The sequence below is a fragment of the Pseudomonas sp. NFACC05-1 genome (assembly GCF_900100135.1).
GTDB classification, from domain to species: domain Bacteria; phylum Pseudomonadota; class Gammaproteobacteria; order Pseudomonadales; family Pseudomonadaceae; genus Aquipseudomonas; species Aquipseudomonas fluorescens_Q.
The window spans coordinates 1-23,729 of sequence record NZ_FMTR01000042.1 but is presented as its reverse complement, the minus strand read 5'-3'; the positions used below and the strand labels follow the sequence as shown (position 1 = coordinate 23,729).

Sequence of the window (23,729 nt, the reverse complement as noted above, 5' to 3'; positions counted from 1 at the left end):
AGAGGATCCGGTCGAAATTATTCTTCACGGGCCGTAGCCTCCGCAGTGATGGGGCTTGCGTATTCCGGCTTGAGCTGGCCGTGCTCGTCCAGCAGCCAGGCGTCCATGATCTGGCGCACCACCGGCGCGGCGACGCCGGAACCCGACTCACCGTTCTCGACCATCACCGACACGACGATCTTCGGGTTGTCGGCCGGCGCGAAGCCGACGAACAAGGCGTGGTCGCGATGGCGTTCCTGGACCTTGGAGCGGTCGTACTTCTCGCCCTGCTTGATGGCGACGACCTGGGCCGTACCGCTCTTGCCGGCAATCCGGTATTGCGCACCGATGGACGCCTTGCGGGCGGTGCCGCGGGCGCCGTGCATCACCTGCTGCATGCCGTTGTTGACCTTCTGCCAGTCCGACGGGTTGCGCAGGATGATGTCTGGCATCGGGTCCGGGTCCACCGGTTTCTGGCCTTCGATGGTCTTGGCCAGGTGCGGGCGATACCACTTGCCCTTGCTCGCCACCAGCGCCGTGGCCTGGGCCAGTTGCAGTGGCGTGGCCTGCATGTAGCCCTGGCCGATCCCCAGGATCAGGGTTTCGCCGGGGAACCAGGCCTGGCGCCGGGTCGCCCGCTTCCATTCGCGCGAAGGCATCAGGCCGGGGGATTCCTCGAACATATCCAGGGAGACTTTCTGACCGAGACCGAACTTGTTCATGTAGGACGACAACCGATCGATCCCCAGCTTGTGGGCCAAGTCATAGAAGTAGGTGTCGTTGGAACGCATGATCGCCGTTTCCAGGTCCACATAACCGTCGCCGGTGCGGTTCCAGTTGCGGTACTTGTGGTCATAGTTCGGCAGTTGGTAATAACCCGGGTCGTAGACCCGGCTCGACGCGGTCACCACGCCGGAGTCCAGCCCGGCAATCGCCACGGCCGGCTTGATGGTCGAGCCCGGCGGATAGAGACCGCGCAGCACCCGGTTGAACAGCGGCCGATCGATGGAATCGCGCAGCTCGGCGTAGGCCTTGAAGCTGATGCCGGTGACGAACAGGTTCGGGTCGAAACTCGGCTGGCTGACCATTGCCAACACCTCGCCAGTGTTCGGGTCCAGCGCCACCACGGCACCACGCCGACCACCCAGCGCCGCTTCGGCGGCCTCTTGCAGCTTGATGTCCAGGCTCAGGACGATGTCCTTGCCGGGAATCGGGTCGGTACGCTTGAGCACCCGCAATACGCGGCCGCGGGCGTTGGTTTCGACTTCCTCGTAACCCACCTGGCCATGCAGCTCGGGCTCGTAGAAACGCTCGATGCCGGTCTTGCCGATATGGTGGGTGCCGCTGTAATTGACCGGATCGAGGGTCTTGAGCTCTTTCTCGTTGATCCGTCCCATGTAGCCGACCGAGTGGGCAAAGTGCGGCCCCTGGGGATAATGCCGCACCAACTGCGCCACCACCTCGACGCCGGGCAGGCGGAACTGGTTCACGGCGATAAGGGCGATCTGCTCTTCGGTCAGCTCGAACAGGATCGGCACCGGCTCGAACGGACGTCGGCCCTGGCGCATGCGCTTCTCGAAGATCGCCCGGTCCTCGGGCGTCAGTTGCAGCACTTCGACAATCACGTCGAGCACGTGCTGCCAGTCGCCGGAGCGCTCGCGGGTCATGCTCAGGCTGAAACTGGGACGGTTATCCGCCACCACCACGCCATTGCGGTCGAAAATCAGCCCGCGGGTCGGCGGAATCGGCTGCACATGCACGCGGTTGTTTTCCGACAGGGTCGAGTGGTACTCGTACTGGATCACCTGGAGGAAATACAAGCGCGCAATCAGCACACAGATCAGCGTCACCACCATAATAGCGCCGAACACGACGCGGCCCCGCACCAGACGGGCGTCTTTTTCGTGGTCCTTGATGCGGATCGGCTGGGGCATGGGGCAGGATTACTTGTGGTAAGGGTGCCCGGACAGAACTGTCCAGGCACGATACAGCTGTTCGCCGATCAGGATCCGCACCAGCGGATGTGGCAACGTCAACGGCGACAAGGACCAGCGCTGATCGGCCCGGGCACAGACTTCCGGCGCCAGCCCTTCCGGGCCACCGACCATGAAATTGACCGTGCGCGCGTCCAACCGCCAGCGATCGAGCTCCACCGCCAGTTGCTCGGTGCTCCAGGGCTTGCCATGGACTTCGAGGGTGACAATGCGCTCGTTCGGCCCGACCTTGGCCAGCATGGCTTCGCCTTCTTGGCGGATGAAGCGCGCCACGTCGGCGTTCTTGCCACGGGTATTGAGCGGAATTTCCACCAGTTCCAGGGCCAGCTCGGACGGAAGACGCTTGGCATATTCATGCCAGCCTTCTTCCACCCACTTGGGCATGCGAGAACCGACGGCGATCAGGCGCAGTCGCACAGCGGTCCCTTATTGCTGGTCTTTGTTGAGCTTGGTGAAGTGCTCATGGGGGTTTTCCGGGCTGTGGTGCGCGGCGCTGGCCGAACGGCTCTGCTCGGCACCGGCCCACAGGCGTTCCAGGTCATAGAACTGGCGCGCCGAGGCCGTCATCATGTGCACGATGACATCGTCCATATCCAGCAGTACCCAGTCGCTGTCGCCCTTGCCTTCTTCACCCAGCGGCTTGACACCCTGGGCCTTGACCGCTTCGCGGACCTTGTCCAGCATCGCGCCGATCTGGCGGTTGGAGGTACCGGTGGCGATGATCATGTAGTCCGTGATGCTCTGCTTTTCACGAACGTCGATCACCTGGATGTCCTGGGCCTTGACGTCTTCCAGGGCCGCAACGGCGACCTTGACCAGTTCTTCACCGGCCAGTACGACGCCGGTGTGGGCCTCTACCGGCAGCGGGGCGCTTTTGAACGTGCCTTTGCGCTTTACTTTGTTTACGTCTTTGTCAGTCATATAAAACTCGTTTTGCTCGTATGTTCGGGCGCTTCGCTACACGCATTCACGTGCCTTGAAGCACACCTTTTTCAGTTCGACGCACGGTAAAGCCCGTGCGCATCGATGTAGGCCAGGACCGCGTCGGGCACCAGGAAACGTACCGACTTACCGCTGGCCAGCAGTTGACGGATCTGGGTGGCGGATACCGCGAGCGGCGTCTGCCAGACGAATGCAATCTGTCCGCTCGGCCCTTTCAGGGCCAGCGGGTCGCTCACCGAGCGGGCCGCCAGCAGGTTGCGCAAGGCATCCGGCGGCTCGCTGTCGGCATCCGGGCGTTGCAGCACCAGGATGTGGCAATGCTGGAGCAACTCTTCCCAGCGATGCCAAGTGGGCAGGCCGCAAAATGCGTCCCAGCCCAGAAGCAGAAAAACCTGGGCATCAGCGGCCAGTTCGGCGCGCATCAGCTCCAGGGTATCAATGGTGTAGGACGGTTTGTCCCGCTGCAATTCGCGGGCGTCCACCACCAACGGCGCCACACCGGCCACCGCGCACTCGACCATCGCCAGGCGGTCCTGCGCCGACACCTGCGGCGTATCCCGGTGCGGCGGCCGGGCGCTGGGCGTCAGGCGTAGCTCATCGAGGGCCAGGGCGTCGGCGACTTCCAGCGCACCGCGCAAATGGCCGATGTGCACCGGGTCGAACGTGCCGCCCAGGATGCCGATGCGCTTTGGCGCGGTGGTTGCCGTCACAGCGGTCGTAGTCATAGAGGCCAGTGGGTCGAGATCGCCCAAGTCAGACTGGCTCCTGTCCGCGCAACTGGCCGTCACCGACCACGATGTACTTCTCGCAGGTCAGGCCTTCGAGGCCCACCGGGCCGCGGGCGTGCAGCTTATCAGTAGAAATGCCGATCTCGGCACCCAATCCGTATTCAAAGCCATCGGCGAAGCAGGTCGGGGTGTTGATCATCACCGACGCCGAATCCACTTCGGCGACGAAGCGCCGGGTTTCACCCAGGTGTTCACTGACAATGGAGTCGGTGTGGTGCGAGCCGTGGCGGTTGATGTGCTCGATGGCCTCGTCCAGCCCGTCGACCACACGGATCGACAGGATCGGCGCCAGGTATTCGGTGTCCCAGTCTTCTTGCGTGGCCGCAACGGCCTCGATGATCGCCCGGGTGCGCTCGCAACCGCGCAGCTCGACGCCTTTTTTGCGGAACTGGGCAGCCATCGACGGCAGGAAGTCCTTGGCCACGGCCTGATCCACCAACAGGGTTTCCATCGCGCCGCAGATGCCATAACGGTAGGTCTTGGCGTTGAAGGCGATGCGCTGGGCCTTCGGCAATTCGGCGTGGGCGCTGACGTAGACGTGGCAGATGCCGTCCAGGTGCTTGATCACCGGCACGCGGGCGTCACGGCTGACCCGCTCGATCAGGCCCTTGCCACCACGCGGCACGATGACATCGACGAACTCGGGCATGGTGATCAATGCGCCGACTGCGGCACGGTCAGTGGTTTCCACCACTTGCACCACGGCCGCCGGCAGATCGGCCTCGGCCAGGCCGCGCTGGATGCAGGCGGCAATGGCACGGTTGGAATGGATCGCCTCGGAGCCACCACGCAGGATGGTCGCGTTACCCGACTTCAGGCACAGGCTGGCGGCGTCGATGGTCACGTTCGGCCGCGACTCGTAGATGATCCCGACCACACCCAGGGGCACGCGCATCTTGCCGACCTGAATGCCTGATGGCCGGTAGCTCATGTCGCGGATCGCCCCGACCGGGTCCGGCAGGGCCGCGACCTGGCGCAGACCGACGATCATGCCGTCGATGCGTGCCGGGGTCAGGGCCAGGCGTTCGAGCATGGCCGGTTCCAGACCATTGGCCCGGCCGGCGGCCAGGTCCAGTTCGTTGGCAGCGGACAACTCGGCACGCGCAGCGTCCAGCGCATTGGCGGCGGCCTGCAGGGCGCGGTTTTTCTGCGCGGTGCTGGCCCGGCCGATGATGCGCGACGCCTGGCGAGCGGCGCGACCCAGGCGGGTCATGTAGTCAAGAACGGACTCAGTCATGGTCTGTTTGGTTTTGGCGATGAGGAAAGCGGCAGATTATAGCTGTCGTAACCCTCGACTAACAGCATGGACTCACAGTGGTGACCGGCGGAGCAGCAAAACAGGCGTAAACAGCTGGTTGAAGCGACTGTTCAGCGGTGATTAAGCTTTCCATTGCTATCATCGCGCTTCCTTTGGCCTCCCTCTGTTTATCGCCATGACCGATTTGCCATCGCCCAACGCCCTGCCCCACGCCTTTTTCGATCGAGACGCCCAGGTGCTTGCCAAGGACCTGCTGGGCAAAGTCATCCGTCACAAGGTCGGTGACCTGTGGCTCGGCGCGCGGATCATCGAGACCGAGGCGTATTACTTCGCCGAAAAAGGCAGCCACGCCTCGCTGGGCTACACGGAAAAGCGCAAGGCTTTGTTTCTGGATGGCGGCCACATCTATATGTACTACGCCCGGGGCGGCGATTCGCTGAACTTCAGCGCCCAGGGCCCGGGCAATGCGGTGTTGATCAAATCGGCCTACCCGTGGGTCGATGCCCTTTCCGGGCCGGCGAGCCTGGCGCAGATGCTGCTCAACAACCCCGACGCCCAAGGTCGACCGCGTACGCCGCAAAAGCTCTGTGCCGGCCAGACCTTGCTGTGCAAAGCGTTGGGGCTGAAAGTGCCGGACTGGGACGCCAAACGCTTCGACCCCGAGCGCTTGCTGGTGGAAGATGTGGGTGTGCCGACGGTCAACGTGATCCAGACCACCCGCCTGGGTATTCCCCTGGGACGGGACGAGCATTTACCCTACCGCTTCGTCGACGCCGCCTACGCACCGTGGTGCACCCGGAACCCGCTGCGACGGGGGCAGGTCGAAGGTCGCGATTATTTCTTGCTTGGATGAAAACACCGCCCCCTGTGGGAGCGAGCAAGCTCGCTCCCACAGTTGATCTTCAGCGGCCATAGCTTTTGTGTTCGCAACACAATCCCACAGGGGATTCGGTGCATGCCAATCAATACTCAATGGAGTTGTATTTATGGGCCCATGGCTCGATAGCATCACCGGCTGGTTGACCGTCAACCCGCAATGGCTGGCGGTGGCGGTGTTCATCGTCGCCTGCGTGGAGTGCCTGGCCATCGCCGGCCTGATCGTGCCGGGTACCGTGCTGTTGTTTGCCATCGCCGTGCTGGCCGGCAGCGGGGCGTTGTCCTTGGGCGAGACGTTGCTGCTGGGCCTGCTTGGCGGGCTGCTCGGGGACCTGGTGTCGTACTTCCTCGGTCGGCATTTCCACCAGAACATCCGCCGCCTGCCCGGGCTGCGGCATCACCCGGAATGGATGAGCGCCGCGGAAAACTATTTCCAGCGCTACGGCATCGCCAGCCTGCTGGTGGGGCGTTTTATCGGCCCGCTACGGCCCATGTTGCCGATGGTGGCCGGAATGTGCGACATGCCGTTCCCACGCTTCGCCGCTGTCAGCGTGTTGGCCGCGGCGGGCTGGACCGTGGCGTACCTGCTGCCGGGCTGGGCCACCGGGGCGGCGTTTCGCCTGCCGCTGCCTGAAGGCTTCTGGCCACAGGCCGGCGTGGTCATCGGCAGCATCGCGGCAATGATCGGGCTGAGCGTCAACAGCAGCCTGCGTCGTCATCGCCATGCCACGGCGCTGATCGCCGGCCTTGGCCTGGTGATCCTGATCGGCCTGTTCATCGGTTTTCGTTACCTGACGGCGTTCGACCAAGGCTTGATGGCCCTCGTCCAGGAGCATCGCAGCGCGACGCTGGATGAAATCGCCGTGACCTTCACGCTGATCGGCGAATTCCGCTACATGCTGATTGTCTGCAGCCTGTTGACCGGGTTATTGCTGTTGGCACGGCAATGGCGGCAGGCGATCTTTGCCGGGGGCACGATGCTGCTCACCTCCCTGGCCAATACTGGGAGCAAACACTTCTTTGCCCGTGTGCGCCCGGAAATCCTCACCGACCCGCTGACCAGCTACAGCATGCCCAGCGGCCACTCCTCCGGGGCATTCGCGCTGTTCCTGACCCTCGCCGTCCTGGCCGGCCGCGGCCAACCGCCACGCCTGCGCCTGACCTGGCTGCTGCTGGGCTGCCTGCCGGCGCTGGCCATCGCCCTGTCGCGGGTTTACCTGGGGGCGCACTGGCCGAGCGACATCGTCGCCGGGGCGATGCTCGCCGCCAGCATCTGTGCGGCCGCCCTGTGGTTGAGCCAGCGCCAGACCCCGCTACCGGCCATGTCGCCGAAAGTCTGGTGGCTGATCCTACCCGCGCTGGTGGCGGTGTTCAGCTTCTTCGCGCTGCGGCACTTGCCGCATGCGATGTTGCGGTATGCCTATTGAGCGGCGCGCCAATGAACACTGGAGATCCATGTGGGATCAGTGTTACTCAGTGAAATAGAGTTGAGTCAGGCAAAGAGTTCGCCCTGCAGTTCATCGAGCAAGGCCTGGATCGCATCCAGGCGCTGTTGCGGGTCGTCGAGTTGCAGCAGGTCGATCTTGTCCAATTCGTTGAACGGCAGCAGGTAAGCCAGTTGATTGGCCAGCGACTGCTGACCGGTCGCTTCGGTGCCCATGTTCAGCGCCTCGACCATCGGGTGCTCGGCCAGGGCCTTGAGCAGCGCCACCAGGTCGGCGTCTTCCTCTTGCAGCGGTTGCTCCGGTTCCTCTTCCAGCCACTCGACTTCAGCGACCGTCAGTTGATCCGCCTGGACGCTGCTGCCATGGACGATAAAACGCCGCCCGCCCTGCACGCGAATGCCCAGCAGACCATTGTCCTGCTGGGAGAAATCAGTGATACGCGCCTCACAACCGACCCGCGCGTAGCCTTCAGGCGCGATGCCGACTTCCTCGCCATCGAGGATGCACACCACGCCGAAGCCTTCGCCCTTTTTCATGCAGCGCCCGATCATGTCGAGGTAACGCGCCTCGAAAATCTGCAAATCGAGGATGCAACCGGGGAACAGCACGGTGTTCAACGGGAAAAGCGGCAAGCTCATAACCAGTTCCTTAAACCGTCATCGACACCACCAACGGCAGCAACACCGCCGTGGCCACGCCCATCAGACTCATCGCCAGCGCCGCGAAGGCGCCTGTCTCCTCGCTTTCCTGCAATGCCACCGACGTACCCACCGCGTGGGCCGCCAGCCCCAGGGCCATGCCCCGGGCCTCAGGGCTGTGGACACCCAGCTTCGTCAGAATGCCCGGACCGAGGATCGCCCCGAGCACACCGGTGATCAACACAAACACCGCCGCCATCGCCGCCACACCGCCGATCTGCTCGGCCACCAGCATGGCGATCGGCGAGGTCACGGACTTGGGCGCCATGGTCATCAGAATCATGTGCTCGGCACCGAAAGCCCAGCCCAACACCACAGCAGAGCCCGTGGCAAACACCCCGGCTATCACCAGCGTAGTAAAAATCGGCCAGAACAACTGCCGGATCCGTCGCAAGTTCAAATACAACGGCACCGCCAGTGCGACCGTGGCCGGCCCCAGCAGGATGCTGAGGATCTCGGTGCTCTTGCGGTATTCGGCATAGTCGATGCCGCAGCCGACCAGCACGATGATCAACAGCACCATCGACATCAGCACCGGTTGCAGGAACACCCAGCGAGTCTTTTCGAACGCCGCCAGCACCAGTTGATAGGCGCCCAGGGTAATGCCGATGCCAAACAGCGGATGGTGGATCACCGAGGTCCAGGCACCTTGCCAGTCGAGCATCATTGGCTGTCCTCCGGGGCGGCGATGTGACGCCGGGCCAAGCGCTGCATCAGCACCCCCGTCAACGCCACGGACAGCACCAGGGACAACGTCAACGCGCCGACGATGGCCCAGAAATCGGCGGCAATGGCCCGGGCATAGACCATCACCCCCACCGCAGGCGGCACCAGCAGCAATGGCAGATAACGCAGCAGGCTGCCGGCGGCCAGGTTCAGCGGTTCGCTGACTTCGCCGCGCATGACCAGATAGCCCAGCAGCAACAGCAGGCCAATGATCGGCCCCGGCAACACGGGTAGGAACAAATGATTGATCGCAGTGCCCAGCAATTGAAACAGCACCAGCCAGGTCAGGCCCCGTAGCAACATCCGCTCTCTCCCCTGCAACAGATCCAATGAACGCGCCAATTCGGTTCACGGCGTGACGGTGTGGCGAGGGAGCTTGCTCCCGCTTGAGTGCGCAGCGCTCATAAAAAAATGGGGCCGCTGCGCAGCCCAACGGGAGCAAGCTCCCTCGCCACGGAATCAAACGCACACGCGCCGGCATTATAAGCATGCCCACGCTATGGGTCGGCATTCGTAAAAAGCATGTTCGGTGACCTTACTTGCGCGCCATGTTGATCTACAGTGGTTCTCCGGGGATGCCGATCCCCGCTCCAGAAAAAAAAAGTAAAACAGATGAACCCAAGGAGAGTCTCAATGCCCTACGTCCCCGTTGCAGCGCTCAAAGATTATGTCGGCAAGGAACTTGGACGTTCCGAATGGCTCACCATCGACCAGGACCGCATCAACCTGTTCGCCGAAGCCACTGGCGACTTTCAGTTCATCCACGTCGATCCGGTCAAGGCCGCGCAGACCCCGTTCGGCAGCACCATTGCCCACGGTTTCCTGTCGCTGTCGCTGATGCCCAAGCTGATGGAAGACATCCTGATCCTGCCCGAGGGCGTGAAAATGGTCGTCAACTACGGGCTGGACAGCGTGCGTTTCATCCAACCGGTGAAGGTCGATTCCAAGGTCCGGCTCAAGGTCGACCTGGTGGACGCCACCGAGAAAAAACCCGGCCAATGGCTGCTCAAGGCCACCGCCACGCTGGAGATCGAAGGTTCGGAAAAACCGGCCTACATCGCCGAGCCGCTGTCGCTCTGCTTCGTGTAAACCTGCGCGATCGCGAAACCGCTCGTGCAGTTTCGCATCGCTTCTCTATGTTCAACGCGCATAGCTGCGGCATACTCGTCGCCTGACGATCTGGATCCCGTTATGCGCTTATTCGTTCCCCTGACCCTATCCCTGCTGCTCACCGCCTGCGGCAACGGCGAATCGCCGCTGCCTCCCGACGCGCGCCTGCCCGACGGCGGACGCTATCGCGGCGACCTGGTGGACGGGCTGCTACAAGGCCAGGGACGCATCGATTACCCCAATGGCAGCTGGTACGCCGGGCAGTTCGACAAAGGCCAGTGGCACGGCACCGGGGAATGGCATGGCAGCAATGGCGAGGTCTATCGCGGCCAGTTCCAGCAGGGCCTGTTCCATGGCCAGGGCAGCCTGACCACACCGACCAGCAGCTACACCGGCGGCTTCAAGCTCGGGCGACGGGACGGTGAAGGGATGCTCAAGGAAAACGGCATGACCTACCGGGGCGAGTTCAAGGCCGACCGCTATTCCGGCCTCGGACGCCTGGAACTCGACGACGGCAGCCAGTACCAAGGCCCCTTCGCCAACGGTAAACCCAACGGTGAAGGCCAGCGCTTCGACGCCAGCGGCAACCAGTTCACCGGGCATTTTGTCGACGGGCAACTGCAGGGCAAGGGCACCTTCAACAGTGCCGATGGCGATGTCTACATCGGCGGCTTCAAGAACAACCAGCTCAACGGTCGCGGGCGCTACGAAAATGCCGACGGCGATGTCTGGATCGGCCAATTCAAGGATGGCGCGCTGACCGGCAAGGGCGAACTGATCGGCGCCGACGGCAGCCACTATCTCGGACAATTCAATGATTGGCGCTTTACCGGCGAGGGCCGCCTGAACCTGCCCGACGGCAGTTTTTACGTCGGCCAGTTCGAAAGCGACAGCTACCACGGGCGCGGCACCCTGGTGCTGACCGACGGCACCGTGCAAAGCGGCACCTGGGCCAACGGCCAACGGGTGCGCGACGCGGATGGCAGGCTGCTGCCGGATGTGCTCGAACTCGGCTTGCTGGCCCAAGGCCGCCTGCTGGACGATGCCCTCGCCAACATCCCGGCCTCGACCCCGGCGGTGGAGCTGTACAGCCTGACCCTGGGCGGCGACGGCAAGCAAAGCGTGTTCCTGCGCGAGTCCGACTATGTCGCCAACATGCTCGCCAGCCGTTTCGGCGCGTTCGGGCAGATCCGCCTGGTCAACCACCGCGATCACCTCGGCGACCGGCCCATGGCCAGCCGCGAAAGCCTGCGCCGCGCCGCTGCCACGCTGGCCGAACGCAGTGGTCCGGAAGACCTTATCTTCCTCTACCTGACCAGCCACGGCACCAGCGAACATGAACTGGTGCTCGACCAGCCGCGCATGGAACTGGCCGACCTGCCCGCCGATGAACTGGCCGTGGTGCTGGCGCCACTGAAGAACCGCGACAAGATCGTGGTGATCTCGGCCTGTTATTCCGGCGGCTTCATCCCGGCACTCAAGGATGAACGCACATTGATCATGACCGCCTCCCGGGCCGACCGAGTGTCCTTCGGCTGCTCCGAGGAAGCCAACTTCACCTATTTTGGCGATGCGCTGTTCGCGCAGGCATTGAACCAGACCGACGACCTGGAGCAGGCCTTCAAGCGCGCCAAGGCCACCGTTGCCGAACGCGAACAGGCCGACAACTTCGAAGCGTCCGAACCGCAGATGTGGGCGCCGAGGACGGTCCTTTCCCACTGGCAACTGCTGCGCAAACAGCAGGCACGTAAAGCATTGCAAAGTGCTGCATTGAACGACGAGGCCACAAAGAGCAACTAAGCTGAACCGTATCAAGGGGGAAACACTATGTACTTGACGCCTCAGCATGTTTTGCTCGCCGGTGCTACCGGGCTGACCGGGGAACACCTGTTGGACCGGCTGCTCAACGAACCGACCATCACTCGCGTATTGGCACCTTCACGCCGGCCACTGGCTGAACATCCACACTTGGAAAACCCGGTTGGGGAGCCGGCCCAGGTGCTGCCACAACTCAGTGGCCAGGTCGACATCGCCTTCTGCTGCCTCGGCACAACCATCAAGAAAGCCGGCTCTGAAGCCGCCTTCCGCGCAATAGACCTGGACCTGGTCGTGGCGTTTGCCAAGCGCGCCCGGGAGTTGGGCGCACGGCACTTGGTGGTGATCAGCGCACTGGGGGCCGACGCCAAGTCATCGATCTTCTACAACCGGGTCAAAGGCGAAATGGAGGCAGCACTCAAGGCCCAGGGCTGGCCGCAACTGACCATTTGCCGGCCTTCCCTGCTGCTGGGCGACCGGGTTGAACCGCGCCTGGCCGAGCAACTGGCCGGACCCTTGTCGAAGCTGATTCCAGGCAAGTATCACGGCATCGAAGCCTGCCAACTGGCCCGGGCCATGTGGCGTCTGGCGCTGGAAGAGCAGGACGGGGTGCGGGTGGTGGAGTCGGATGAGTTGCGTAAGTTGGGGAAATAGGCATGTGGTGCCTGCCCGCAAAGGGCGTCCCACCGATCCAAAGCCAAGCGCTTATTGTGGCGATGGAGCTTGCTCCCGCTGGGCTGCGAAGCGGCCCCAAGCTTCTGGGTTTGACTCAAATCCTAAGGCGACTGCTGCGCAGTCGAGCGGGAGCAAGCTCCCTCGCCACGGGTAAATCGGCTCATCACAGAGCACGCGTGCGCTACAACCCGCCAGTCGCCCGGAACCCCACGCCTATCGCCGTGAACAACGACAACGGCAACAACAAGGTATCGAGCAACGCACTGCCCGGCAGATCGACGCCAGGGTAACTCGGCGCCTCGCCGCCAAAGCGGTCCTTGGCGCAGCAGCCGCCGTTGAGGGCGTACAGATCCAAGCGCGTGCCCGCATACACCACCGGCGCCCCAGGCTTGGCGGCGTCGAGGGTGCGGGCGGTGGCGCAGCCGGTCAGCTGCAGCGCCAGCAGCATGATCAGCAGCTTATTCATCGCTGCTCAAATGATGCTCGCCCCAGCGCGGCAACATGTCCTGGGGGATGTTCAGCAGATTGAGAATCCGCGCCACCACAAAATCGATCAGGTCATCGATGGTCTGCGGTTGGTGATAAAAACCCGGCGACGCCGGCAGGATGGTCACGCCCATGTTCGACAACTTGAGCATGTGCTCCAGGTGAATGCTCGAATACGGCGCTTCCCGCGGCACCAGGATCAACTGGCGGCGCTCCTTGAGCGTGACGTCCGCGGCCCGTTCGATCAGGTTGTTGCAGGCGCCGGTGGCAATCGCCGACAGCGTCCCGGTGGAACACGGCACCACCACCATGGCCGCCGGCGCCCCGGAGCCCGAGGCCACCGGCGACATCCAGTCTTCCTTGCCATACACGCGAATCTGCCCCGCCGCCGCACCGGTGTATTCGGTGAGGAAAGCCTGCATCATCTGGGTCTTGGACGGCAGGGTCACGTCGGTCTCGGTGGCCATCACCAGTTGCGCGGCCTTGGAGATGAGGAAGTGCACCTCGCGGTCTTCCCGCACCAGGCAATCGAGCAGGCGCAAGCCGTACTGGACACCGGAAGCACCGGTCATCGCCAGGGTGATGCGTTCCGGGCCACTGCCCTCCAAGTGAGTGTTCATTTCAGGGCCTCGGCCAGTTTGCCGTGCAGGCCGCCGAAGCCGCCATTGCTCATGATCACCACGTGGGTGCCGGGCTGGGCCTGGCTCTTCACGCGCTCGATGATGCCTTCCAGGGAATCACTGACAATCGACGGCACCGTACACAGCGCGGCGGTGGCGCCGAGGTCCCAGCCGAGGTTGGCCGGTGCGTACCAGATCACCTGGTCGGCATCGACCACGCTTTCCGGCAAGCCATCACGGTGTGCGCCGAGCTTCATGGAGTTGGAACGCGGCTCGATGATCGCAATCAGTGGTGCATCGCCGATGCGCTTGCGCAAACCGTCGAGGGTGGTGGCGATGGCCGTTGGGTGGTGGGCGAAGTCGTCATAAATAGTGATGCCGTTGACCTCGGCGACTTTCTCCATCCGCCGCTTCACGCTCTTGAACGCGCTCAACGCAGCAATGCCCATGGACGGCACCACGCCGACATGGCGGGCCGCCGCCAGGGTGGCCAGGGCGTTGGCGACGTTGTGCTGGCCGGTCATGTCCCACTCGACCACGCCCTGGGACACGCCTTCGAACATCACTTCGAACTGCGAACCGTCGTCCTTGAGCAACTTCACCTGCCATTGCCCGCCCGCACCGGTGGTTTGCACCGGGGTCCAGCAGCCCATCTCGATCACCCGCTGCAACGCCGGCTCGGTGGTCGGGTGGATGACCAGGCCTTCGCTGGGGATGGTGCGCACCAAATGGTGGAACTGTCGCTCGATGGCCGGCAGATCGGGGAAGATGTCCGCATGATCGTACTCAAGGTTATTGAGGATCGCCGTGCGTGGACGGTAGTGGACGAATTTCGAGCGTTTATCGAAAAACGCGCTGTCGTACTCATCGGCCTCGATCACGAAGAACGGCGTGCCGCCCAGGCGCGCCGACACTGAGAAATTCTGCGGCACGCCGCCGATCAGGAAGCCCGGGCTCATGCCCGCGTGTTCCAGCACCCAGGCGAGCATGCTGCTGGTGGTGGTCTTGCCGTGGGTACCGGCCACGGCCAGGACCCAACGGCCCTGCAACACATGATCGGCCAGCCACTGCGGCCCGGACACGTACGGCAGGCCTTTGTTGAGCACGTACTCCACCGCTGGGTTACCCCGGGACATGGCGTTGCCGATGACCACCAGGTCTGGCGCCGGATCCAGCTGCGCCGGATCGTAGCCTTGGGTCAGCTCGATGCCCTGGGCTTCCAGCTGCGTGCTCATCGGCGGATAAACATTGGCGTCGGACCCGGTGACGTGATGGCCCAGCTCCTTGGCCAGGACCGCCATCGAACCCATGAAAGTGCCGCAAATACCGAGAATATGGATGTGCATAGTCGACCTCATAAACATGGCCGCAGGTTAGCGTAGGGAGGGGGAAATCGCACCTTGTGTTTCGACTTCACGCCGCTGAAGCACCGCAAATCACCTGTGGGAGCTTGCTCGCGATAGCGGTGGGTCAGCTTGCGGCGATGTTGAATGTGCCGCCGTCATCGCGAGCAAGCTCACTCCCACAGTTGAATGTACAACCCGGCTTTTGTGGCGAGGGAGCTTGCTCCCGCTGACTGCGCAGCAGTCCCCCCCAAAAACAGGGCCGCTGCGCGCCCCAGCGGGAGCAAGCTCCCTCGCCACAACAGCGGTCAGCAGTCTGTACTTTATCGGGCGATGGCGTGTTTGCGCAGCTTCCGGTAGAGGGTGTTACGGCTGATGCCCAGTTGTTCGGCGGTGTGGGTCATGTGCCAGCGCTGGCGCTCCAGTGCTTCGATCAAGGCCAACCGCTCGGCATCGTCAAGCGGCCGCTCGGCCACCGCTTCGACCACCACCGTGGCCGGGCGCTGGCGGATCATCGCCGGCAAGTCTTCCAGGCCGATCCGCCCACCGTCGCACAGCGCGGCCAGGGTGCGCAGCACATTACGCAGCTGCCGCACGTTGCCCGGCCAGTCGAACGCCAGCAACGCCTGGCGCGCCGGTTCGTCGATGGACACCGTCTCGGCCCCACTCTCTTCAGCCAACAGAAAATCCAGCAACTGCGACTTGTCACTGCGCTCGCGCAACGCCGGCAGCGGGATTTCCAGGCCGTTGAGGCGGTAGTACAGATCCTCGCGGAAACTGCCGTCCTGCACCCGATCCAGCAGCTGCCGGTGAGTGGCGCTGATGATGCGCACGTTCACCGCCTCGGGCTCACCGCCGATGGGCACCACCTGGCGATCTTCCAGCACCCGCAGCAAACGGGTCTGCAAGGCCAGGGGCATGTCGCCGATTTCATCGAGGAACAGCGTGCCGCCGTCGGCCTGTTGCAGCTTGCCGCGCATGCCTTCCTTGCGCGCGCCGGTGAAGCTGCCGCCGCGATAACCGAACAGCTCGCTCTCGATCAGGCTTTCCGGGATGGCCGCGCAGTTGAGGGCGACGAAGTGCTTGCCGGCGCGCTGGCTGGCGTGGTGCACAGCCTTGGCGAACGCTTCCTTGCCGGAGCCGGTTTCGCCGTGGATCAGCAGCGGCACATCGCGCTCGAACACCCGCAGCGCCTTGCGAAAATGTTCCTGTAACGCCGCATCCCCCAGGCAGATGCCCGGCAGGCGGGCGGGCTCCATAATCTTGAGCGCTGGCGCAACCGCCACCGGCACACTGCGCGGCTGCCCACGCAGTACCGCGAACAAATGCCGGCCGTCACGGGTGCGCAACGGCCAACTCGCACTGGCATTTACACTCGCGCGGCCGAGTAATTCGTCCAACGAACAGTCGAAAAAGTCCTCCACCCGCTGGCCCAGCAAGCTGCCGCGAATATGCCCCAACAGGTTGAGGGCGCTCTGGTTGACGGCGCTGATCCGGCCTTCGCCGTCGAACGCCAGCAGCCCTTCGCTGAACAGCCCCACAGACTCGGCCTGCAGGTGGAAGCGCAGCAGCCATTGATTGTCGAAGCAACGCAGGAAATAGCAGCTCTCGATCATCTTCGCCGAGAGATTGACCAGGGCCATGGTGTGGAACTGGCTCTGGCGCGACACGTCCGGCCGTGCCGAAGACACGTCGAGCACCGCCAGCAGTTCGCCCTGGGGGTCGAAGACCGGGCTGGCCGAGCAGGTCAGGCCGGTGTGGCGGCCACGAAAATGTTCTTCCTGGTGGATGGTCAGGGCCTGGCGCTCCACCAAACAGGTGCCGATGCCGTTGGTGCCTTCGCAGGCTTCGCTCCAGTCGGCGCCGAGCCAGAGGCCGGCCCGTTCGAAAATCTTCCGTTCGCTGGGGGCGGTGACGCAATTGAGGATCACGCCCCGGGCGTCGGTCAGCAACACCGCGTGGCCGGCGCCGGAGAGTTGCTGATGCAGGCTGGTCATTTCATTGCCGGCGATGTGCAGCACTTGCTGCAAGCGCTCGCGGCTTTCCAGCACCCGGCCATGTTCGAGCACCGTCGGCGCCAGGTTCTGGGCCGGGTCGAGGTGATAATCCTCGAGGCAGCGCAGCCAGGAACGGGCAATCGACGGATCGCTGCCAGGGCCCTGCAAATGGGCCTTGCCCTGGGTGACCGTGAGGACTTGCTGGGCATGGCGACTCAAGTGGTTGCTGTGCATTTCTTATTATTCTCCCCGAAGGACCTTTGGACCTGCCAACACATACCCCGTGGCGAGGGAGCTTGCTCCCGCTGGGCTGCGCAGCAGCCCCAAAACCTGAGTTTGCGGTGTATCAGGCTGACCGAGTTGGCTGCCTTGGGACCGCTTCGCGCTCCAGCGGGAGCAAGCTCCCTCGCCACGAAAGGCGCAATCGGTGTTGAAGCGACAAAAAAGCTTGGGTCTGCTGCGCAGCCCAGCGGGAGCAAGCTCCCTCGCCACAAAAGCTGTCCTGCCACAAAAATACAGTTGCCGGGATTCCAGGATCGAAGCCCAGCATCCTCCAGCCCAACCGGCAATGCAATGCTGGCGCGACCTGTCAGTCACAGACTGTCTCGCATCTGGCACAAACTGTCACACCTGCTGTATCGCAAGCGTCACACACCCCATCCGTTTGTCCGACCAACTCCTCCTAAAGTCTTGATTTACGGGCCCTGCAAGGCAATGGCCCAACCTTTGCTCTAGGCTTAATTACCGGCGCTCAATTTTGCGCGGCCCTCCCGTATAAGCACAAAAGCCAAGGAGAACTCATCATGCGTTACGCTCACCCCGGTACTGAAGGCGCTATAGTTTCGTTCAAGAGCAAATACGGTAACTACATCGGCGGCGAGTTCGTCGCGCCTGTCAAAGGTCAGTACTTCACCAATACTTCCCCGGTCAATGGCCAGCCCATTGCCGAATTCCCGCGCTCCACGGCCGAAGACATCGAAAAAGCCCTGGACGCCGCCCACGCTGCCGCTGATGCCTGGGGTGCCACGTCGGCCCAGGCGCGTTCGCTGGTCCTGCTGAAAATCGCCGACCGCATCGAGCAGAACCTCGAAGTGCTGGCGATCACCGAATCCTGGGACAACGGCAAGGCCGTGCGCGAAACCCTCAACGCCGACATCCCCCTGGCCGCCGACCACTTCCGCTACTTCGCGGGTTGCCTGCGGGCGCAGGAAGGCGCGGCCGCCGAGATCGACGGCAACACCGTGGCCTATCACATCCATGAACCCCTGGGCGTGGTCGGGCAAATCATCCCGTGGAACTTCCCGCTGCTGATGGCCGCCTGGAAACTCGCCCCGGCCCTGGCCGCCGGTAACTGCGTGGTGCTCAAGCCTGCCGAACAAACCCCACTGGGCATCTGCGTGCTCATGGAACTGATCGGCGACCTGCTGCCGCCCGGCGTGCTGAACGTGGTGCAAGGCTTCGGCAAAGAAGCCGGCGAAGCCCTCGCCACCAGCAAGCGCATCGCCAAGATTGCCTTCACCGGTTCCACCCCGGTGGGCTCGCACATCATGAAATGCGCCGCCGAGAACATCATCCCGTCCACCGTGGAACTGGGCGGCAAGTCGCCGAACATCTTCTTCGAAGACATCATGCAGGCTGAGCCGAGCTTCATCGAAAAGGCCGCCGAAGGCCTGGTGCTGGCATTCTTCAACCAAGGCGAAGTCTGCACCTGCCCATCCCGCGCCCTGGTGCAGGAATCGATCTACGACGAATTCATGCAAGTGGTGATGAAGAAAGTCCTGCAGATCAAACGCGGCGACCCGCTGGACACCGACACCATGGTCGGCGCCCAGGCGTCCGAGCAGCAATTCGACAAGATTCTTTCGTACCTGGAAATTGCCAAGGGCGAAGGCGCCGAATTGCTGACCGGCGGCAAGGTGGAAAAACTCGAGGGCAATCTGGCGACTGGGTATTACATCCAGCCGACCCTGCTCAAGGGCACCAACAAGATGCGCGTGTTCCAGGAAGAAATCTTCGGCCCAGTGGTGAGCATCACCACCTTCAAGGACGAAGCCGAAGCCCTGGCGATCGCCAACGACACCGAGTTCGGCCTCGGCGCCGGCCTGTGGACCCGCGACATCAACCGCGCCTACCGCATGGGCCGGGCGATCAAGGCCGGGCGCGTGTGGACCAACTGCTACCACCTGTACCCGGCGCACGCCGCGTTCGGTGGCTACAAGAAGTCCGGCGTGGGTCGTGAAACCCACAAGATGATGCTCGATCACTATCAGCAAACCAAAAACCTGCTGGTGAGCTACGACATCAATCCGTTGGGGTTCTTCTAAGCCCTTGGGGCAAGGCAGGCTCTCCTGCTTTGCCCCTTAGATAGCTATCGCGAGCAAGCTCGCTCCCACAGGGATCTGTGGATAACTCGTTTCCAGGGTTGGCAACAGATCCACTGTGGGAGCGAGCTTGCTCGCGATGGCGCCCTCACTGACAACATCAAATTACCGCCCCACCGCTCTGGCATGAGCCTTGCGTGCCCGCTCCACAGCAAACCCGAAAGTCCAACAGATCAAACAATAAAAAAGACAGAGAGGACTTATGACTTCTACCACTCAACTCAAACCCACACTCGGCACCCTGCATTTATGGGGCATCGCCGTCGGCCTGGTGATTTCCGGCGAGTACTTCGGCTGGAGCTACGGCTGGGGCACCGCCGGAACCCTAGGGTTTCTCGTCACCGCCCTCATGGTGGCGTTGATGTACACCTGCTTCATCTTCAGTTTCACCGAACTGACTACCGCTATTCCTCACGCCGGCGGGCCTTTTGCCTACAGCCGACGAGCCTTCGGCGAGAAAGGCGGATTGATCGCCGGGATCGCCACCCTGATCGAGTTCGTCTTTGCGCCCCCGGCCATCGCCATGGCGATTGGCGCCTACCTCAATGTGCAATTCCCGGAACTGGACCCCAAGCTGGCGGCGGTCGGCGCGTACATCATCTTCATGACCCTGAACATCCTCGGCGTCAGCATCGCCGCCGCCTTCGAGCTGGTGGTCACCGTGCTGGCGGTCGCCGAATTGCTGGTGTTCATGGGCGTGGTCGCGCCGGGCTTCAGCTTCAGTAATTTCGTGCTCAACGGCTGGGCCGGCTCCAATGAGTTCAGCCTTGCCTCGATCCCGGGCATTTTCGCGGCGATCCCCTTCGCCATCTGGTTCTTCCTCGCCATCGAAGGCGCGGCCATGGCCGCCGAAGAAGCCAAGGACCCGAAACGCACGATCCCCCGCGCTTACGTCAGCGGCATCCTGACCCTGGTGTTCCTGGCCATCGGCGTGATGATCATGGCCGGCGGCGTGGGTGACTGGCGCACCCTGTCGAACATCAACGACCCGCTGCCCCAGGCCATGAAGGCCGTGGTCGGCAACGATTCAACGTGGATGCACATGCTGGTGTGGATCGGCCTGTTCGGCCTGGTGGCGAGTTTCCACGGGATCATCCTCGGCTATTCGCGGCAGTTCTTCGCCCTGGCCCGGGCCGGCTACCTGCCCCGTGGCCTGGCGAAACTGTCGCGTTTCCAGACCCCGCACCGGGCGATCCTGGCCGGCGGCGTGATCGGCATCGCGGCGATCTACAGCGATGGCCTGGTCAACCTGCAAGGCATGACGCTGACGGCGGCGATGATCACCATGTCGGTGTTCGGCGCCATCGTGATGTACATCATCAGCATGCTCAGCCTGTTCAGGCTGCGTAAGACCGAACCGAACCTGGAACGCACCTTCCGCGCCCCGGGCTACCCGATCGTGCCGGGCATTGCGCTGTTCCTGGCGGTGGTGTGCCTGGTGGCGATGGCGTGGTTCAACATGCTGATCGGCCTGGTGTTCCTGGCGTTCATGGTTGTCGGCTACCTGTATTTCCAACTGACTGCCAAGCAACGCTCCGATGCACCGGCGGACGCTATGCTCACAGGTATCTGACGTTGCACCGGCACCGGGCCGGGGGGCCGGTGCTTGCCATTTAAAAGTGCACACCACTCCCCTGTGGGAGCAAGCGCCCACAGGGTTATGGGGTGTGTATTAAAGTTTTTTAGAGAATCAGGAGGACACCGCCCATGGCCGCATTCGCCCATTCCGTCGGCGCCCAGACCTATCGCTTCGACAGCCTCAAGGACCTGATGGCCAAGGCCAGCCCGGCGCGTTCCGGGGATTTCCTGGCCGAGGTCGCCGCGCTCAACGATGGCGAGCGGGTGGCCGCGCAAATGGCCCTGGCCGACCTGCCCCTCAGCCATTTCCTGCAAGAAATGCTGATTCCTTACGAGGTCGACGAAGTCACCCGGCTGATCGTCGACACTCACGATAAACAAGCCTTCGCCACCGTCAGCCACCTCACGGTAGGCGGCTTTCGCGATTGGCTGCTCAGCGATGCCGCCGATGAAGACAGCCTGCGGGCACTGGCCCCGGGCCTGACGCCGGAAATGGTCGCCGCCGTGTCGAAGATCATGCGCGTGCAGGATCTGGTACTGGTGGCGCAGAAAATCCGCGTGGTGACCAAATTCCGCGGCACCCTCGGCCTGCGCGGGCGCTTGTCCACGCGCCTGCAACCCAACCACCCCACCGATGAACCGGCCGGGATCGCCGCGAGCATCCTCGACGGCCTGCTCTTCGGTAACGGCGACGCCATGATCGGCATCAACCCGGCCACCGACAGCACCGCCTCGATCTGCGCCATGCTGGAAATGCTCGACGCCATCATCCAGCGCTACGACATCCCCACCCAAGGCTGCGTGCTGACCCACGTCACCACCTCCATTGAAGCGGCCAACCGTGGCGTGCCCCTGGACCTGGTGTTCCAGTCCATCGCCGGCACCGAAGCGGCCAACGCCAGTTTCGGCATCAACCTCAACGTGTTGAAAGAAGGCTACGACGCCGGGCTCAGCCTGAATCGCGGCACCCTCGGCAACAACCTGATGTATTTCGAAACCGGCCAGGGCAGCGCGCTGTCGGCCAACGCCCACCACGGCGTCGATCAACAGACCTGCGAGACGCGAGCCTACGCCGTGGCACGGCATTTCAAGCCGTTTTTGGTGAACACGGTTGTAGGATTCATCGGCCCCGAGTACCTGTACAACGGCAAACAGATCATCCGCGCCGGCCTCGAAGACCACTTCTGCGGCAAGCTGCTGGGCGTGCCGATGGGTTGCGACATCTGCTACACCAACCACGCCGAAGCCGACCAGGACGACATGGACACCCTGCTGACCCTGCTGGGCGTGGCCGGGATCAACTTCATCATGGGCATCCCCGGCTCCGACGACATCATGCTCAACTACCAGACCACCTCGTTCCACGACGCCCTCTACGCCCGCCAGACCCTGGGCCTGAAGCCTGCGCCGGAATTCGAAACTTGGCTGGCAAACATGGGCATCTTCACCCAGGCCGATGGCCGGGTGCGGTTCGGCGACAACCTGCCACCGGCGTTCCGTCACGCCTTGGCGCATCTGGGATAAGTGAGCTGCCCATGGACAAAACCCCTGTCGATCCACAAAACCCTTGGCTGAATCTACGCAACCTCACGCCGGCGCGCATCGCCCTGGGCCGCACCGGCACCAGCCTGCCGACCCAGGCGCAACTGGACTTCCAATACGCCCACGCCCAGGCCCGCGATGCGGTGCACCTGGCGTTCGATCATCAAGGCATTCGTGCGCAACTGACTGAGCGCGGCCGCGAAAGCCTGTTACTCCACAGTGCGGCGGCTGACCGACATAGCTATTTGCAACGCCCGGACCTGGGCCGACGGCTCGACGAGGCTTCCGCACAAATCCTGGAGGATTACGCAACGGCCCATCCCGGCGGCGTGGACCTGGCCATCGTCGTAGCTGATGGCCTGTCGGCGCTGGCGGTGCATCGGCATACCCTGCCGTTCCTGGCGCGGCTGGAAGAACAGACTGCCGCTGACGGCTGGTCGGTGTCGCCTGTGATCCTGGTGGAACAAGGCCGGGTGGCGGTGGCCGATGAAGTGGCACAGCGGCTCGGCGCAAAAATGTCGGTGATCCTGATCGGCGAACGCCCCGGCCTCAGCTCGCCCGACAGCCTGGGGCTGTATTTCACCTACGCCCCCAAGGTCGGCCTGACCGATGCCTATCGCAACTGCATCTCCAATGTCCGCCTCGAAGGCCTGAGCTACGGCATGGCCGCCCACCGCCTGATTTACCTGATGCGCGAGGCCTGTCGCCGCCAACTCTCGGGGGTCAATCTGAAGGACGAAGCCCAGGTACAAACTCTAGACTCGGAAAATACTGCCGATATGAAAGGTAACTTCCTACTCATGCCGCCCCAAAGCTGATCCGTTTATCCGTTGCGTTTTTGATCCGCTTTCAGGCAGCATCGAAGCACGGCAGAACGCCGTTGTAGTCAGAGTATCTGTCGACCTTTGCAGACGAGACCTACCATGCGGATTATCCAAGCGACCCTGGAACACCTGGACCTGCTGACCCCATTGTTCGTCAAGTACCGGGAATTCTACGGCTCACTGCCCTACCCGGATTCGTCGCGAGCCTTCCTTGAAAAGCGCCTGCGCCGCAAGGAATCGGTGATCTACCTGGCCTTGCCGGATGACGACGACAACAAGCTGCTGGGCTTTTGCCAGCTCTACCCAAGCTTCTCGTCGCTGTCGCTCAAGCGCGTGTGGATCCTCAACGACATCTACGTCGCCGAAGACGCCCGCCGCCAACTGGTGGCCGACAACCTGATCCGCACCGCGAAAAAAATGGCCAAGGAAACCAACGCCGTGCGCATGCGCGTCTCCACCAGCAGCAACAACGAAGTGGCGCAGAAAACCTACGAATCGATCGGCTTCAAGGAAGACACCGAGTTCAAGAACTACGTGCTGCCGATCAGCGAAAGCATCTGACCCCTGTGGCTGAGTCCCCCTGTCACAACACCAAACCCTCTGTGGCGAGGGAGCTTGCTCCCGCTGGGCTGCGCAGCAGCCCCAAAACCTG

Annotated in this window: 22 protein-coding genes; 10 read left to right on the top strand and 12 right to left on the bottom strand. The window is 63.0% G+C overall.

Going from position 1 to position 23,729, the window contains the following annotated elements:
- Positions 1-17: 17 nt before the first annotated feature.
- The 5 genes from mrdA to BLO97_RS29785 form a co-directional block, all read right to left on the bottom strand.
- A complete protein-coding gene (gene mrdA / locus BLO97_RS29805; protein ID WP_063324227.1) occupies positions 18-1,913 on the bottom strand; it encodes a penicillin-binding protein 2 in 1,896 nt (631 codons plus the stop codon).
- Between the two features lie 9 nt (positions 1,914-1,922).
- A complete protein-coding gene (gene rlmH / locus BLO97_RS29800) occupies positions 1,923-2,390 on the bottom strand; it encodes a 23S rRNA (pseudouridine(1915)-N(3))-methyltransferase RlmH (RefSeq protein ID WP_047229490.1) in 468 nt (155 codons plus the stop codon).
- 9 nt (positions 2,391-2,399) lie between these two features.
- Positions 2,400-2,894, bottom strand: a complete 495-nt coding sequence (rsfS, locus tag BLO97_RS29795) for a ribosome silencing factor (RefSeq protein ID WP_003205895.1) — start codon at positions 2,892-2,894, stop codon at positions 2,400-2,402.
- A gap of 71 nt (positions 2,895-2,965) precedes the next feature.
- Complete coding sequence (gene nadD / locus BLO97_RS29790; protein WP_092150587.1) at positions 2,966-3,640, bottom strand: nicotinate-nucleotide adenylyltransferase; 675 nt, start codon at positions 3,638-3,640, stop codon at positions 2,966-2,968.
- Between the two features lie 28 nt (positions 3,641-3,668).
- Complete coding sequence (locus BLO97_RS29785) at positions 3,669-4,940, bottom strand: glutamate-5-semialdehyde dehydrogenase (RefSeq protein WP_092349703.1); 1,272 nt, start codon at positions 4,938-4,940, stop codon at positions 3,669-3,671.
- 196 nt (positions 4,941-5,136) lie between these two features.
- Between BLO97_RS29785 and BLO97_RS29780 the strand changes: the two genes are divergently transcribed.
- Together BLO97_RS29780 and BLO97_RS29775 are read left to right on the top strand one after the other, a co-directional pair.
- The gene (locus BLO97_RS29780) at positions 5,137-5,814 is read left to right on the top strand and encodes a DNA-3-methyladenine glycosylase (RefSeq protein WP_092349700.1); all 678 of its coding nucleotides are present in this window, start codon (positions 5,137-5,139) and stop codon (positions 5,812-5,814) included.
- Positions 5,815-5,947: 133 nt separating this feature from the next.
- Positions 5,948-7,264, top strand: coding sequence for a bifunctional DedA family/phosphatase PAP2 family protein (locus BLO97_RS29775; RefSeq protein WP_092150492.1), 1,317 nt, complete (start codon positions 5,948-5,950; stop codon positions 7,262-7,264).
- 65 nt (positions 7,265-7,329) lie between these two features.
- Here BLO97_RS29775 and BLO97_RS29770 read toward each other — a convergent pair whose 3' ends face one another.
- Genes BLO97_RS29770 through BLO97_RS29760 form a run of 3 tightly spaced genes read right to left on the bottom strand, consistent with a single transcriptional unit; the run spans position 7,330 to position 9,009 of the window.
- Entirely contained in the window at positions 7,330-7,920 is a 591-nt protein-coding gene (locus BLO97_RS29770) for an LON peptidase substrate-binding domain-containing protein (RefSeq protein ID WP_014340384.1), read from the bottom strand.
- Between the two features lie 10 nt (positions 7,921-7,930).
- Positions 7,931-8,647, bottom strand: coding sequence for an LrgB family protein (locus tag BLO97_RS29765; protein ID WP_063324222.1), 717 nt, complete (start codon positions 8,645-8,647; stop codon positions 7,931-7,933).
- Positions 8,644-9,009, bottom strand: coding sequence for a CidA/LrgA family protein (locus BLO97_RS29760; protein ID WP_063324221.1), 366 nt, complete (start codon positions 9,007-9,009; stop codon positions 8,644-8,646). Before BLO97_RS29760 ends, BLO97_RS29765 begins: the two co-directional genes overlap by 4 nt.
- Positions 9,010-9,339: 330 nt before the next feature.
- Here BLO97_RS29760 and BLO97_RS29755 point away from each other — a divergent pair, with 330 nt between their 5' ends.
- From BLO97_RS29755 to BLO97_RS29745, 3 genes are all read left to right on the top strand, one after another.
- On the top strand, positions 9,340-9,795 hold the full coding sequence (locus BLO97_RS29755; RefSeq protein WP_053125683.1) for a MaoC family dehydratase: 456 nt from the start codon (positions 9,340-9,342) through the stop codon (positions 9,793-9,795).
- Positions 9,796-9,897: 102 nt separating this feature from the next.
- Positions 9,898-11,616 carry a C13 family peptidase gene (locus BLO97_RS29750; protein ID WP_092349697.1) on the top strand — a complete coding sequence of 573 codons (1,719 nt, stop codon included), beginning with the start codon at positions 9,898-9,900 and terminating at the stop codon, positions 11,614-11,616.
- A 27-nt stretch (positions 11,617-11,643) separates the two neighbouring features.
- Positions 11,644-12,285, top strand: coding sequence for an oxidoreductase (locus BLO97_RS29745; RefSeq protein ID WP_003205912.1), 642 nt, complete (start codon positions 11,644-11,646; stop codon positions 12,283-12,285).
- A gap of 202 nt (positions 12,286-12,487) precedes the next feature.
- Here the strand turns inward: BLO97_RS29745 and BLO97_RS29740 are convergent, their stop codons facing one another.
- From BLO97_RS29740 to BLO97_RS29725, 4 genes are all read right to left on the bottom strand, one after another.
- The gene (locus BLO97_RS29740; protein ID WP_092349694.1) at positions 12,488-12,772 is read right to left on the bottom strand and encodes a YceK/YidQ family lipoprotein; all 285 of its coding nucleotides are present in this window, start codon (positions 12,770-12,772) and stop codon (positions 12,488-12,490) included.
- Positions 12,765-13,412 carry a flavin prenyltransferase UbiX gene (gene ubiX / locus BLO97_RS29735; RefSeq protein WP_063324218.1) on the bottom strand — a complete coding sequence of 216 codons (648 nt, stop codon included), beginning with the start codon at positions 13,410-13,412 and terminating at the stop codon, positions 12,765-12,767. Before ubiX ends, BLO97_RS29740 begins: the two co-directional genes overlap by 8 nt.
- A complete protein-coding gene (mpl, locus tag BLO97_RS29730) occupies positions 13,409-14,758 on the bottom strand; it encodes a UDP-N-acetylmuramate:L-alanyl-gamma-D-glutamyl-meso-diaminopimelate ligase (RefSeq protein ID WP_063324217.1) in 1,350 nt (449 codons plus the stop codon). Before mpl ends, ubiX begins: the two co-directional genes overlap by 4 nt.
- A gap of 320 nt (positions 14,759-15,078) precedes the next feature.
- Complete coding sequence (locus BLO97_RS29725; protein WP_092349691.1) at positions 15,079-16,986, bottom strand: sigma-54-dependent Fis family transcriptional regulator; 1,908 nt, start codon at positions 16,984-16,986, stop codon at positions 15,079-15,081.
- Positions 16,987-17,555: 569 nt separating this feature from the next.
- On the opposite strand from BLO97_RS29725, the gene BLO97_RS29720 reads away from it, so the two are divergent.
- The 5 genes from BLO97_RS29720 to BLO97_RS29700 all read left to right on the top strand — a co-directional run bounded on the left by BLO97_RS29720 (position 17,556) and on the right by BLO97_RS29700 (position 23,638).
- Entirely contained in the window at positions 17,556-19,076 is a 1,521-nt protein-coding gene (locus BLO97_RS29720; protein ID WP_072345441.1) for an acetaldehyde dehydrogenase ExaC, read from the top strand.
- A 259-nt stretch (positions 19,077-19,335) separates the two neighbouring features.
- A complete protein-coding gene (gene eat, locus BLO97_RS29715) occupies positions 19,336-20,706 on the top strand; it encodes an ethanolamine permease (protein WP_063324214.1) in 1,371 nt (456 codons plus the stop codon).
- Positions 20,707-20,840: 134 nt separating this feature from the next.
- Positions 20,841-22,235: an ethanolamine ammonia-lyase subunit EutB gene (locus BLO97_RS29710; RefSeq protein ID WP_092349688.1), complete on the top strand. Its 1,395-nt coding sequence runs from the start codon at positions 20,841-20,843 to the stop codon at positions 22,233-22,235.
- A gap of 11 nt (positions 22,236-22,246) precedes the next feature.
- Positions 22,247-23,071, top strand: a complete 825-nt coding sequence (eutC, locus tag BLO97_RS29705) for an ethanolamine ammonia-lyase subunit EutC (RefSeq protein WP_092349685.1) — start codon at positions 22,247-22,249, stop codon at positions 23,069-23,071.
- Between the two features lie 105 nt (positions 23,072-23,176).
- Entirely contained in the window at positions 23,177-23,638 is a 462-nt protein-coding gene (locus tag BLO97_RS29700) for a GNAT family N-acetyltransferase (RefSeq protein WP_063324211.1), read from the top strand.
- The last annotated feature ends 91 nt before the right edge of the window (positions 23,639-23,729 follow it).

Excerpts from the sequence above, each read along its gene's own strand:
- BLO97_RS29720 (WP_072345441.1), top strand. The coding sequence starts at position 17,556 with ATGCGTTACGCTCACCCCGGTACTGAAGGCGCTATAGTTTCGTTCAAG.
- mrdA (WP_063324227.1), bottom strand. The coding sequence starts at position 1,913 with ATGCCCCAGCCGATCCGCATCAAGGACCACGAAAAAGACGCCCGTCTG.
- BLO97_RS29755 (WP_053125683.1), top strand. The coding sequence starts at position 9,340 with ATGCCCTACGTCCCCGTTGCAGCGCTCAAAGATTATGTCGGCAAGGAA.
- BLO97_RS29770 (WP_014340384.1), bottom strand. The coding sequence starts at position 7,920 with ATGAGCTTGCCGCTTTTCCCGTTGAACACCGTGCTGTTCCCCGGTTGC.
- nadD (WP_092150587.1), bottom strand. The coding sequence starts at position 3,640 with ATGACTACGACCGCTGTGACGGCAACCACCGCGCCAAAGCGCATCGGC.
- BLO97_RS29710 (WP_092349688.1), top strand. The coding sequence starts at position 20,841 with ATGGCCGCATTCGCCCATTCCGTCGGCGCCCAGACCTATCGCTTCGAC.
- BLO97_RS29760 (WP_063324221.1), bottom strand. The coding sequence starts at position 9,009 with ATGTTGCTACGGGGCCTGACCTGGCTGGTGCTGTTTCAATTGCTGGGC.
- eutC (WP_092349685.1), top strand. The coding sequence starts at position 22,247 with ATGGACAAAACCCCTGTCGATCCACAAAACCCTTGGCTGAATCTACGC.
- BLO97_RS29765 (WP_063324222.1), bottom strand. The coding sequence starts at position 8,647 with ATGATGCTCGACTGGCAAGGTGCCTGGACCTCGGTGATCCACCATCCG.
- BLO97_RS29745 (WP_003205912.1), top strand. The coding sequence starts at position 11,644 with ATGTACTTGACGCCTCAGCATGTTTTGCTCGCCGGTGCTACCGGGCTG.
- BLO97_RS29785 (WP_092349703.1), bottom strand. The coding sequence starts at position 4,940 with ATGACTGAGTCCGTTCTTGACTACATGACCCGCCTGGGTCGCGCCGCT.
- BLO97_RS29750 (WP_092349697.1), top strand. The coding sequence starts at position 9,898 with ATGCGCTTATTCGTTCCCCTGACCCTATCCCTGCTGCTCACCGCCTGC.
- BLO97_RS29740 (WP_092349694.1), bottom strand. The coding sequence starts at position 12,772 with ATGAATAAGCTGCTGATCATGCTGCTGGCGCTGCAGCTGACCGGCTGC.
- eat (WP_063324214.1), top strand. The coding sequence starts at position 19,336 with ATGACTTCTACCACTCAACTCAAACCCACACTCGGCACCCTGCATTTA.
- BLO97_RS29725 (WP_092349691.1), bottom strand. The coding sequence starts at position 16,986 with ATGCACAGCAACCACTTGAGTCGCCATGCCCAGCAAGTCCTCACGGTC.
- mpl (WP_063324217.1), bottom strand. The coding sequence starts at position 14,758 with ATGCACATCCATATTCTCGGTATTTGCGGCACTTTCATGGGTTCGATG.
- BLO97_RS29700 (WP_063324211.1), top strand. The coding sequence starts at position 23,177 with ATGCGGATTATCCAAGCGACCCTGGAACACCTGGACCTGCTGACCCCA.
- BLO97_RS29780 (WP_092349700.1), top strand. The coding sequence starts at position 5,137 with ATGACCGATTTGCCATCGCCCAACGCCCTGCCCCACGCCTTTTTCGAT.
- BLO97_RS29775 (WP_092150492.1), top strand. The coding sequence starts at position 5,948 with ATGGGCCCATGGCTCGATAGCATCACCGGCTGGTTGACCGTCAACCCG.
- ubiX (WP_063324218.1), bottom strand. The coding sequence starts at position 13,412 with ATGAACACTCACTTGGAGGGCAGTGGCCCGGAACGCATCACCCTGGCG.
- rsfS (WP_003205895.1), bottom strand. The coding sequence starts at position 2,894 with ATGACTGACAAAGACGTAAACAAAGTAAAGCGCAAAGGCACGTTCAAA.